Source organism: Enterobacter sp. CGMCC 5087, from assembly GCF_003144775.1.
Classification (GTDB): domain Bacteria; phylum Pseudomonadota; class Gammaproteobacteria; order Enterobacterales; family Enterobacteriaceae; genus Enterobacter; species Enterobacter cloacae_M.
On the sequence record NZ_QFXN01000335.1, the window covers coordinates 1 to 233 of the forward strand.

Annotated in this window: 1 pseudogene; it reads left to right on the forward strand. The window is 58.4% G+C overall.

Annotated features, from left to right (window positions below):
* Positions 1-233: pseudogene (locus tag DEO48_RS26250) on the forward strand (transcriptional regulator); the annotation flags it as partial.

Consider the following 233-nt stretch of genomic DNA (forward strand, 5'->3'; position numbering starts at 1 on the left):
ATACGCACCCTGCGTCGTGACTTACATCAACGGCTGGTCCACCTCGACATTATCGGGGAGAACGGCACGTATCGGCTCAGTGAGAGCGCCACGCGTGATCACTCTCCGGGGGCCGTTTCCTTTGCCCGCAGTACCGGTATCGCACGCATTATCCCGTCGCAGAACCGGCAACTGATGCACCTGCTGATGAATGAAACGGGCACCTCACCCTGCTTTATCTGGCACGACTTACC